6 protein-coding genes and 1 pseudogene are annotated in these 9,856 nt (G+C 46.6%); 3 read left to right on the top strand and 4 right to left on the bottom strand.

Features of this window, described 5'->3' with window-relative positions; translation table 11 throughout:
• Window positions 1-54 precede the first annotated feature (54 nt).
• Window positions 55-303, top strand: a complete 249-nt coding sequence (locus tag RH88_RS04280) for a DUF3624 domain-containing protein (protein ID WP_005593681.1) — start codon at window positions 55-57, stop codon at window positions 301-303.
• A 457-nt stretch (window positions 304-760) separates the two neighbouring features.
• On the opposite strand, the pseudogene argH reads toward RH88_RS04280, so the two are convergent.
• The 4 genes and pseudogenes from argH to argC form a co-directional block, all read right to left on the bottom strand.
• A pseudogene (gene argH / locus RH88_RS04275) lies at window positions 761-2,128 on the bottom strand (argininosuccinate lyase); the annotation flags it as partial.
• Window positions 2,129-2,259: 131 nt separating this feature from the next.
• On the bottom strand, window positions 2,260-3,474 hold the full coding sequence (locus RH88_RS04270) for an argininosuccinate synthase (RefSeq protein WP_005593676.1): 1,215 nt from the start codon (window positions 3,472-3,474) through the stop codon (window positions 2,260-2,262).
• A gap of 54 nt (window positions 3,475-3,528) precedes the next feature.
• Window positions 3,529-4,323 (bottom strand): acetylglutamate kinase, encoded by a 795-nt coding sequence (argB, locus tag RH88_RS04265; RefSeq protein ID WP_005593675.1) that lies wholly within the window; start codon window positions 4,321-4,323, stop codon window positions 3,529-3,531.
• 18 nt (window positions 4,324-4,341) lie between these two features.
• Window positions 4,342-5,343 (bottom strand): N-acetyl-gamma-glutamyl-phosphate reductase, encoded by a 1,002-nt coding sequence (gene argC / locus RH88_RS04260; RefSeq protein WP_005593674.1) that lies wholly within the window; start codon window positions 5,341-5,343, stop codon window positions 4,342-4,344.
• Between the two features lie 151 nt (window positions 5,344-5,494).
• Between argC and argE the strand changes: the two genes are divergently transcribed.
• Together argE and ppc are read left to right on the top strand one after the other, a co-directional pair.
• Complete coding sequence (argE, locus tag RH88_RS04255) at window positions 5,495-6,634, top strand: acetylornithine deacetylase (RefSeq protein WP_005593673.1); 1,140 nt, start codon at window positions 5,495-5,497, stop codon at window positions 6,632-6,634.
• A 317-nt stretch (window positions 6,635-6,951) separates the two neighbouring features.
• Window positions 6,952-9,585 (top strand): phosphoenolpyruvate carboxylase, encoded by a 2,634-nt coding sequence (gene ppc / locus RH88_RS04250; protein WP_005593672.1) that lies wholly within the window; start codon window positions 6,952-6,954, stop codon window positions 9,583-9,585.
• Window positions 9,586-9,856: the final 271 nt, after the last annotated feature.

Genomic DNA, 9,856 nt, shown 5'->3' with positions numbered 1-9,856 from the left:
AGTTAGGACTACAATAGCGCCCTCCCCTTTTGATTTCGTAGGCGCTCAACCTCTATGGCTTGCTCATACTGCCAACAAAACTGGTTTTGGAAAAAAATTGGCCGCTGCATGCGCTGTGTTTATCAATTAACAGGGCTATCGATCATCACTAGCGCAATCTGGTGGCTAGCATTTAGAGATACGCCGAAAAGCATCGAATCTATCGCCTTGCTAGCCGCGATTGCGAGCTTTAGTGGCTTACTGATACTGCATTTTTGGATGCGCTGGGTCGTGATTCCTTTGCGATCGAACAAAAGAAAATAGTCTGTGATGACAAGGCATTAAATTGTCAATTGAGCTAAGGGTTAGCAGGTTAACGACGCTGTGGCTTCAATTAGGCAGCAGCTTCTATTTAATACTCAAAAATTCCCCCCAAACTAATTGGAATCACAGCTAGGCAATCAAGTGAGAAAAGCCTCTGAGCATAGATCGAATATGCGAGAGTAATAAGGGTGATGAGGTTTTCGAATGCAGGTTAACGACGTTGTGGCTTCAATTAGGCAGGGGGGAAAGAAAAAAGCCCCGAAATCAATACTAGACTTCGGGGCTCTCTTAGATTCATCTAAGAAAAAGCAGTGGTATTCATATAGACCGGGCTTTTTCCTGATGGTTCAATTTTTTCTCGATCTTTTTTGATCTTTCTTTCAATCAAAATAAAATCAAAAACTTACGCAAGCCATTAGTACCTTGTCAGTAGTCATTCAGGCGAATGGTATTACTTTAAACGCGCCTGCGCTTGCTCTACGGCAAAAGCGACCTGCTCTGGAGCGACGCCGCCGAGCGCATTACGCTTCGCTAAACAAGACTCAATGGTCAGAATGGCATAGACATCTTCTTCGATCACTGGAGAGAATGCTTTTAGCTCAGCCAAAGATAACTCCTCCAATGCACTGCCTTTTTCAATCGCCCCTACCACTGCAACGCCAACAATATGGTGCGCTTCACGGAATGGAATGCCTTTGGCAACCAGGTAATCGGCCAGTTCTGTTGCGTTGGCATAGCCTTGTTGTGCCGCTTCCAATGTGCGCTCTGAGTTAACTTTAATACCGTCAAAACACAGTGCCGCCATCACGGTACAATCAAACCAAGTATCAAGCGCATCAAATAGCCCTTCCTTGTCTTCTTGCATGTCTTTGTTATAGGCCAATGGCAAGGCTTTAACTGTCATCATCATGCCTGCCAGCGAACCATACACACGACCCGTTTTGCCGCGAATCAATTCTAGCGCGTCTGGGTTTTTCTTTTGCGGCATCAACGATGAACCCGATGTCACCGTGTCAGCTAATTCAATGAAATTCGCTTCACCTGAGTTGTAGAAGATCATATCTTCAGCCAAACGAGAAAGGTGCAACATTGAAATCGACGCCACCGACATCAGTTCTAATACATGGTCGCGATCAGAAACGGAATCTAGCGAGTTACGTGTCGCGCGACTAAAACCAAGGTTATGTGCAATCTGCTCACGATCCATTGGGTAAGCCGTACCGGCAAGTGCACCTGAACCCAGTGGGCAAGTATTTAAACGTTCAGCCGCATCTTTAAGGCGTGAATGGTCACGCTCAAACATCTCTACATACGCTAAACACCAATGCGCAAACGTCACTGGCTGGGCGCGTTGTAGATGGGTATAGCCCGGTAATACGGTGCTTTGGTGCGCCTGCGCTACCTTAACCATTTGCTGTTGCAGCTGCTCTAGTGCACTAAGCAATACTTCTGCTTGTTCACGACACCACAATTTCAAATCGGTCGCGACCTGATCGTTACGTGAACGGCCGGTATGCAGTTTTTTACCCAAATCACCCACTTTGGCAATCAGTTGCTGCTCAACCCATGAGTGAATATCTTCTGCATCCGAGGCTAAAATTTGTTTTGGATTCTCTTCAACACTGGCTTTTAGTTCGGTTAGAGCAAGCTCTAACTGCTGTTGCTCTTGTTGGGAAAGGACATTAACCGTCACTAATGCTTTTGACCATGCAATAGAGCCGACAATATCTTGCACCGCTAAGCGGTAATCGAAACGAAGGGAATCATTAAAATCTTTAAAACGGGTATCTGCTGCTTGGGTAAATCTACCGCCCCATAGTGCCATTGCATCTCTCCTGAATAATCAAAGGATCTAACCAAAAAGATGGCTAGATCCAAATTTGGCTGCTCGGACTCCGCCGAGCTTATGACAATCTGACGGATAACACATTTACTCGTCAGATTGGTAACCTCTCACTATTTTTTCGCGGCGTTTAGCGCTCTGATTCTGCTTGATAGTGAGTACAGACGGATAAAGCCGCCAGCATGGCTTTGGTCGTAAACTTCATCAGCGCCAAAGGTTGCAAACTCTTCGTTGTACAGGCTGTTGTCTGAACGTTTTTGCGTAACAACCGCTTGACCTTTATAAAGTTTCACCACAACTTCACCGTTAACATCCTGCGCTAGCTCTTCTGCTGCGACGAGAATCGACTTACAAAGTGGCGTGAACCAACGACCATCGTATACAAGATGTGATGCTTTTACACCCAATTCTTCACGGAACTCAAACGAGGTTTTATCCAGTACGAGCTGCTCAACCGCGCGCAGAGCTTCCATGATGATAGTGCCACCCGGAGTTTCATAACAGCCACGAGACTTCATGCCCACTAGACGGTTTTCAACGATATCAATACGACCAACACCGTGTTTTGCACCTTTATCGTTTAGGTAAACTAGCGCGTTGTATGGCGTCATCGCTTCACCATCAACCGCAACCACTTCACCTTTTTCAATCTTCAGTGATACATATTCCGCTTCGTTTGGCGCTTGCTCAGGATCGGTTGTCCAAGCCCAACAATCAGCATTGGTTGCGTTCCATGTATCTTCTAGTACACCACCTTCCGTTGAAAGGTGCCATGCGTTGGCATCACGTGAATAGATTTTAGTGATTGAAGCAGAACAAGGGATGTTACGCGCTTCAAGGTAATCAAGACACTCTTCACGGCTCACCAGATCCCACTCACGCCAAGGAGCAATGACCGCTAGATCCGGAGCAAGAGCGGCAAAGGCGCCTTCAAAACGGATTTGGTCGTTACCTTTACCGGTACAACCGTGGCACAAAGCGTCTGCGCCAACTTTACGGGCAATTTCAACCTGTGCTTTGGCAATGATTGGACGTGCCATTGACGTACCCAATAGGTATTTACCTTCGTAGCAAGCACCGGTTTTCAGGGTTGGGAAGATGTAGTCAGCAACCATCTCTTCTTTTAGGTCAACCACGTAACATTCTGAAGCGCCTGACGCGATCGCCTTCTCTTCAATCCCCTCAAGCTCATAGAAGCCTTGACCAACATCAGCCACAAAAGCGACCACTTCACAGTCATAGTTCTCTTTTAGCCATGGGATGATCACTGAGGTATCCAGACCACCAGAATAGGCAACCACTACTTTATTTACGTTTACTTTACTCATGTTAACTCTCCAAGCCTAAGCAGCATCCTGTGCTTAAGCATTAATCCTTGTTATTTATGACTGCGGCAAAAATTGTGTGCCGATACTTTTGCCAGCAAAAAGCTCGGCTAATTTTTCTGGATAACGCCAAGTGGCAACTTCGATAGGTCGTCCAAGATCATTAGCTGCTTCAAGCGCCGCTTTCACTTTGACGATCATGCCATCGGTAATCACTTGGCCTTCAATCAGTTTGTTGGCCGTTTGCTCATCCAAACTTGATAGCAAATGCCCTTTTCCATCTAACACGCCACTCACATCGGAGAGCAACACCAACTCAGCATCTAGTGCCCCCGCTACGGCCACTGCCGCTTGGTCTGCATTGACGTTCATCAACTGGCCATCTTGGGTCAAACCAATAGAGCTAATAATCGGCAATGCGCCAGCAGCAAGAATCGCTTGCAGTACCGCAGAGTCACCCGGTGAAGCTTTACCCACCGCACACAACTCAGGGTCGAGTTCAACGACTTGGCACAAACCGCCATCCGCCAAACACAGACCGACGGCTTGCAAACCATCTTTGATCGCTTGCCCTTGTAGCTGTTTATTCGCCGTGCCTGCCAATGCTCCCGCAATCAGTGGGATTTGATCGTAAGGCGTGACGCGTAAACCCTGCTTCTTAACTGTTTTCAGTTGCAGCTTCGCCATCAACTCATCAACTAAGTAACCACCACCGTGAACAATCACGATTGGGCGCTGAGCTTGAGCTTGGTAGTGAGCAATTGCACTAAACAGTTGGCTAAGCGTTTTGCTGCACGACAAGGCTGCGCCGCCGAGTTTAATCACTAATGGAGTTTGCTTGTTATCTGTCATAACCATTCCTTGCACTGATTAAATCAGCGCGGTTAACTCAGGGTATCCGTAATGGATGTTCAAACACTGCATCGCTTGACTCGATGCACCTTTGAGTAAGTTATCAATCGCTGCGCAAGTGATAATGTGTTCACCTTGCACTTTCCAGCCGATATCACAAAAAGGAGTAAACTGAACGTTTTGCAACTTAGGCACGCCCTCAACCAAACGAACGGCTAACTTGTCTTGATAAGCCGCTTGGTAAACTTGTGCCACTTGTTCATCACTGACACCCGCTTTTAGCTTCATGGTAATGGTGGCAAAAATACCACGCTTGAAATTGCCCAGATGCGGCGTGAAAATCACATCACAACCAAGGTGTGATGAAATTTCCGGTTGGTGACGGTGAGAGAATACGCCGTAAGCTTGCAAGCTCACTTCGCAAAAACTGTTGTTAAGCGTCGCTTTACGACCAGCACCCGTTGCACCACTGGTGGCATTGATTACTGGCCATTGATTGGTATCGATAAGACCGGCATCGACAAGTGGCTTGATCGCCAATTGTGAAGCCGTTGGGTAACAACCCGGAACTGCAATCAGTTGGCTCTGTTTGACCTCATCGGCCGCCCATTCTGCAAGGCCATACGCTGCGCCATCGAGCAAGGATTCATGTTGATGTTCAAAGCCGTAGAATTCTGGGTAAAAGCCTTGTTTCTTAACACGAAATGCACCGGATAAATCAAATACCTGACAACCATGCTTAAGCAATTCAGGGGCAAGATCATGGCTCACTTCATGTGCGGTGGCCAAAAAAATCACATCCGCGTTTTTAGCCACTTCAGCAACATCGGTTAATGGCTGAACTTTATCGTCAACCAAACCCGCCAGTTTGCCATGGAGTGATGAGATAGGTTTTCCTGCATCGGCACTATTGGCGGAGACATATAAACCTGCTAGCGTAAGCTCTGGGTGTTTATACACCATCAGTGCCAGTTCAGCTCCGGTATAACCTGTTGCACCTATGATGGTCGTTTTCAGCATTTCAAGACATCCATTTCTTTAATATTGGTCACCCACAAGGTGACTAAAAAACTATTTCAAACGCTCATTAATGATTTTTTATTCATTAAAAATGATTTAATATGTTTTTACCTTCTTAGTGTGATTCTGTCAACAGGGAAACGAAGATAAAATGCAATTACCGAGTTTTAAAGAGGTCTACAGTGGCCTAATTTCAACCTCCTCTATCAGCTCTTCGGATCCGAGTTGGGATGAAGGCAACCAGCTCGTTATCGAAAAATTGGCGACATGGCTTAAAGATGTTGGCTTTGAGGTTGAAATGGTCGAAGCGGCAGCGGGGAAATTCAACCTAATCGCTAAGAAAGGTCAAGGCGAAGGCGGTCTACTGCTGGCAGGCCACAGCGATACCGTACCTTTTGATGAGGGCCGCTGGAATTTTGAACCTCATGCACTGACCGAAGCTAATAATCGTTTTTATGGTCTAGGCACCGCGGATATGAAAGGGTTCTTCGCCTTTATTATCGAAGCAGTCAAGAAAATCGATTGGAGCAAGCAAACCAAGCCCGTCTATATCTTGGCAACTTGTGATGAAGAAACCTCCATGCTCGGCGCGAAGCACTTTACCGATAACGCCCCTTTCAAACCGGATTACTGCATTATTGGCGAGCCGACCAGTTTAGTGCCGATTCGCGGCCACAAAGGGCATGTTGCCAATGCGGTGCGCGTAACCGGTAAATCAGGCCACTCGTCTGATCCTGCGCTGGGGGTCAACGCGATTGAAATTATGCATGAAGTGCTATTTGCCCTAATGCAACTGCGCGACAGGCTCATCAAGGAATATCACCACCCAGGCTTTGCTATCCCAAGCCCAACGCTCAACCTTGGTCATATCCATGGTGGCGACAGTGCCAACCGTATCTGTGGCTGCTGCGAACTGCATTATGATGTGCGCCCACTACCGGGGATCAGTTTAGATGGCCTCGACAACATGTTGCGCGGCGCGCTAAAAGAAGTACAAGCCAAATGGCCAAATCGAATTGAGGTGACACCTTTACATGATGCCGTGCCGGGATTTGAATGCGAGCACAGCCATCCTTTCGTTGCCGGTATGGAACAGCTATGCCAAACCCCATCGCAAACTGTTAACTACTGCACTGAAGCCCCATTTTTAAGCCAACTTTGCCCAACACTAGTACTCGGGCCTGGCTCAATCGAACAGGCTCACCAGCCGGATGAGTTTCTTGCTTTCGAGTTTATTGACCCGACCATCAATATTTTGAGTAAGGCGATCCATCAATATTGCTTTGACTAAAATAACCTAACTCAATATCAAAGGCGGGATCTCCCCGCTTTTCTCGAGCGACGAAAGAGGTATATTGCCACTGGTTAATAATTCGTAAACTGGTGTAGTCAGCCAATTAGCACTCGTACAAATAGTTGTCGGATAATGACTATTTGTAATAAGTTTTCAGTAATTTAGACCAAATTGTGTTCAATCCTTTCTTCTCATTCTATTGCACAATTTTCGCAAACTTATGCTGTGGCAATTGACTCGACACGATATTTTTAGCTAGATTGTCTATCTAACAGGGAACAATGGATGTAATTTTTTTACAAGGCAGGACGATAATGAACGAGAAATACTCTGCACTTCGAAGCAATGTGAGCATGTTAGGCCACTTGCTCGGCAATACGATCAAGGACGCTCATGGAGAGGCAATTCTTGAGAAAGTAGAGACGATTCGTAAACTTTCCAAATCCGCTCGTGCAGGCAACCAAGCAGACCGTGATGGCTTGATTGAAGAAATTAAAAGCCTGCCTAATGAGCAGCTAACACCTGTTGCTCGCGCATTTAACCAGTTCTTAAATCTAACCAACATGGCGGAACAGTACCATACGATTTCACGCCATTGTGATGAACACGTTTGTGAGCCGGATGCGCTCAATACTCTGTTCTCAAAACTCAGCCAAAATGACATCAGCAAATTAGATACGGCCCAAGCGGTACGCGATCTAAATATCGAACTCGTGCTGACTGCGCACCCAACTGAAATTACCCGCCGCACCATGATCAACAAGTTGGTCAAGATCAACGAATGTCTGTCTAAACTCGAATTAAGTGATCTGTCGGCTAAAGAGCGCCATAAAACAGAGCGTCGCCTTGAGCAGTTGATCGCACAAAGCTGGCATTCAGATGTGATTCGCCAACAACGCCCAACCCCACTTGACGAAGCGAAATGGGGTTATGCGGTAGTAGAAAATTCACTGTGGGAAGCGGTACCTGATTTCCTACGTGAAATGGACGAACGCCTAAAATCACATCTTGGTGAAGGCTTACCGATTGATGCGCGTCCTGTGCACTTCTCATCTTGGATGGGCGGTGACCGCGATGGCAACCCGTTTGTGACGCACACCATCACCCGTGAAGTAATGCTGCTGTCACGCTGGAAAGCGGCTGATCTTTATCTTAACGATATTAATGAGTTAGTTAGCGAACTATCCATGACTCGCTGCAACGACGATGTACGTGAGTTAGCGGGTGATGACGAGCACGAACCATACCGCGCGGTACTAAAAGATTTACGTCAGTTGCTCAACGATACCAAAGATATCTTAGATGCAAAAATTAACGGCCAAAAGCTTGCCGTTAAAGCTCCACTGCAAAGTGCTGAACAACTCTGGCAGCCACTGCTGGCTTGTTATAAATCACTGCATGAATGCGGCATGGGCGTGATTGCTGATGGTTCACTACTTGATACCCTACGCCGTGTTAAAGCGTTTGGTGTTCATTTAGTTCGCCTCGATATTCGCCAAGAAAGTACACGACATTCCGATGTGTTATCCGAATTGACCCGCTACCTTGGCATTGGTGATTACGACCATTGGAGTGAGCAAGATAAAGTTGCTTTCTTAACCCAAGAGTTGAGCTCAAAACGCCCATTGCTACCACGTGATTGGCAGCCATCTGAAGCAGTGAAAGAAGTACTCGATACTTGTAAAATTATCGCCGCTCAACCGCGCGATGCTTTTGGCGCTTATGTCATCTCAATGGCACGTACAGCATCAGATGTACTGGCAGTGCACTTATTGCTACAAGAATCTGGCTGTCCTTATCGCATGGACGTCTGTCCTTTGTTTGAAACTCTTGAAGATTTGAACAACGCAGAAGCGGTGATTAAGCAACTAATGGGTATCGACCTTTACCGTGGCTTTATCCAGAATCATCAAATGGTGATGATCGGTTACTCTGACTCAGCCAAAGATGCTGGTGTGATGGCCGCAGGTTGGGCGCAATACCATGCGATGGAGTCTTTGGTTAAAGTCACCGAAGAAGAAGGTGTTGAACTGACCTTGTTCCATGGCCGTGGCGGTACGATTGGCCGTGGCGGTGCACCAGCACATGCAGCGCTACTGTCTCAGCCACCAAAAAGCTTGAAAGGTGGCCTACGCGTAACAGAGCAAGGTGAAATGATCCGCTTTAAGCTTGGCCTTCCTGAAGTCGCAGTCAACAGCTTCAACATGTACGCGAGTGCTATTTTGGAAGCGAATCTTCTGCCACCACCAGAGCCAAAACAAGAGTGGCGCGATCTAATGAACGTGCTCTCTGAAGTAAGCTGTGAAGCTTATCGTAACGTCGTTCGTGGTGAAGCAGACTTCGTACCTTACTTCCGTCAAGCAACGCCTGAATTGGAACTGGGTAAATTGCCATTGGGTTCGCGCCCTGCGAAACGTAATCCGAATGGCGGAGTTGAGAGTTTACGTGCCATTCCATGGATCTTCTCATGGAGCCAAAACCGTCTGGTATTGCCTGCATGGTTAGGCGCAGGTGAAGCGATTCAATACTCAATTGATAAAGGCCACCAAGCGCTATTGGAAGAGATGTGTCGCGAATGGCCATTCTTCTCTACTCGCTTAGGTATGCTAGAGATGGTTTACTCGAAATGTAATATTGGCATTTCACGTTACTACGATGAACGCTTGGCTGACGAGGCATTACTGCCACTTGGTGATCGTCTGCGCTCTCAATTACAGCAAGACATCAAAACGGTGCTGAATGTAGAGAACAACGAGAACTTGATGCAGAGCGATCCATGGGGTCAAGAATCAATTCGCTTGCGTAATATCTATGTTGAGCCACTCAATATGCTGCAAGCCGAGTTGCTGTACCGAACTCGTCAGAGCGATCAGCCATCACCAGAGCTAGAAGAAGCCTTGATGGTCACCATTGCCGGCATTGCCGCGGGTATGCGTAATACTGGTTAAAATGACCAAACCAATAGAGCCACCAAATAGGTGGCTCTATTTCATTCAACAAGCCAATCAAACAACACCTCGACACACATCACACTCAAACCAAGAGTGGTGAAATAAAATATCAAAATAGAGACAAAAGAAACCACCACCTCAGAACAATGCTCTAATTCGGTATTTTATTGAGCGTTTTGTCAGTTTTTTAGATGTTCCCACTCATCTATTCCACTTTATGCTTATTATTTAGATATAATATCGCTCCTCTGCGATGCACAAAAAAATT

The sequence above is a fragment of the Vibrio scophthalmi LMG 19158 genome (assembly GCF_000222585.1).
GTDB classification, from domain to species: domain Bacteria; phylum Pseudomonadota; class Gammaproteobacteria; order Enterobacterales; family Vibrionaceae; genus Vibrio; species Vibrio scophthalmi.
Note: the sequence above shows the minus strand (reverse complement) of the source record. Positions and strands in the feature narration are given on the sequence as shown.

What these genes read in the sequence shown, in the direction of transcription:
- RH88_RS04270 (WP_005593676.1), bottom strand. Translation starts at nt 3,474, where the DNA reads ATGAGTAAAGTAAACGTAAATAAAGTAGTGGTTGCCTATTCTGGTGGT.
- argB (WP_005593675.1), bottom strand. Translation starts at nt 4,323, where the DNA reads ATGACAGATAACAAGCAAACTCCATTAGTGATTAAACTCGGCGGCGCA.
- ppc (WP_005593672.1), top strand. Translation starts at nt 6,952, where the DNA reads ATGAACGAGAAATACTCTGCACTTCGAAGCAATGTGAGCATGTTAGGC.
- RH88_RS04280 (WP_005593681.1), top strand. Translation starts at nt 55, where the DNA reads ATGGCTTGCTCATACTGCCAACAAAACTGGTTTTGGAAAAAAATTGGC.
- argE (WP_005593673.1), top strand. Translation starts at nt 5,495, where the DNA reads ATGCAATTACCGAGTTTTAAAGAGGTCTACAGTGGCCTAATTTCAACC.
- argC (WP_005593674.1), bottom strand. Translation starts at nt 5,343, where the DNA reads ATGCTGAAAACGACCATCATAGGTGCAACAGGTTATACCGGAGCTGAA.